The sequence below is a fragment of the Streptomyces sp. NPDC055103 genome (genome assembly GCF_053607625.1).
This window is the reverse complement of record NZ_JBSGTX010000194.1, coordinates 1-1130: the sequence shown is the minus strand read 5'-3', so window position 1 is coordinate 1130 and position 1130 is coordinate 1. Positions and strand designations below refer to the sequence as shown.

Below are 1130 nucleotides of genomic sequence, written 5' to 3'. Positions count from 1 at the left end.
ATGTCTATCTCGTTGAGGATGATTACCTCGGTGATCTGGAGGAAAATAAAAAGGCAGATCCGCTGTACGCATATGATCTGTCCTCACATGTCATCTATTTGAAAAGCTTCTCGAAAATGATGTTCCCCGGCCTTCGCGTGGGGGCGGCTGTTTTGCCCGAAGCGCTGACTGACACGTTCTATGCGTACAAAAAGCTGAACGACATCGACTGTTCGATGATTTCTCAAGCGGCATTGGAGATTTACCTGAAAAGCGGTATGTACGGCAGGCATAAGGAGAAAATCAGAGATTCTTATAAAGAGCGGTCGCTGAAGCTTCATCAAGCCATTCAAACACACAGGCAGCTGGGAAGCGGCCGCTTTACGTTCTCCAGCGGGCAGGCACCCAGCATGCACACCCACCTGGTGCTTCCTCAGGATCTGCCCGCCTCAAGAGTGATTCATAGACTGAAAAAACAAGGGGTTCTCCTTGAGGCGATAGACCGTCATTATTTATCAGATTATCAGAAAGAAAATCTATTAAAAATCAATATTTCCAATGTGAAAACGGAAGATATTGAGCGCGGTGTCAAGCTGTTGATGAGCCATTTATAAAAGCTCTTCGTACGAGACCATTGTGATATCCTCGGGGAAATCAGGGTGTGCGGCGCATACAGCCATTTTGTAGCCGGGATCGACCTCATACGTTTTGATATAGCATGGGGAATGGCTGTCCGGAAGCTCAATGGATACTTGTCCGTCCTGGTGCAGGCGCACTGAAAAGGAATCAAGCGGAAGCGATAAGCCTTTGCCTTCCTGTTTGATAAAGCTTTCTTTCATTGACCATAGATGATAAAAATAGTCTGTCTGCTCGTCCTTGTCTTTTGCTAAAAGGTCGCTGTACTCTGTTTTTGAAAAGAAGCGCTTGGCGATCTCAAGGCTGATCGGTTTCGTTTTTTCGATATCTATGCCGATCGGCTGTGAATCAAACGCGCAAATGACCCAGCGTCCGGAGTGAGAAATGTTGAAATGAGCGTCGGGAAGATCAGGGATGCACGGCTTCCCGTATTCCTGCGTGCTAAAGCGGATATCGGATTTGTCCAACTGATACAGCCTGCTTATGACTGAGCGAACGAGCACATCTCCCAGGAG

2 protein-coding genes are annotated in these 1130 nt (G+C 47.4%); one reads left to right on the top strand and one right to left on the bottom strand.

Annotated elements, in window-relative coordinates; genetic code table 11:
• Nucleotides 1-593: aminotransferase class I/II-fold pyridoxal phosphate-dependent enzyme (locus tag ACWFR1_RS40465; RefSeq protein WP_453561157.1), on the top strand; the 593-nt coding region annotated here is incomplete at its 5' end.
• Here ACWFR1_RS40465 and ACWFR1_RS40460 read toward each other — a convergent pair.
• Nucleotides 588-1130, bottom strand: a 543-nt coding sequence (locus tag ACWFR1_RS40460) for a 4'-phosphopantetheinyl transferase (RefSeq protein ID WP_453561154.1), incomplete at its 5' end; no start/stop codon positions are given. The genes ACWFR1_RS40465 and ACWFR1_RS40460 overlap by 6 nt on opposite strands.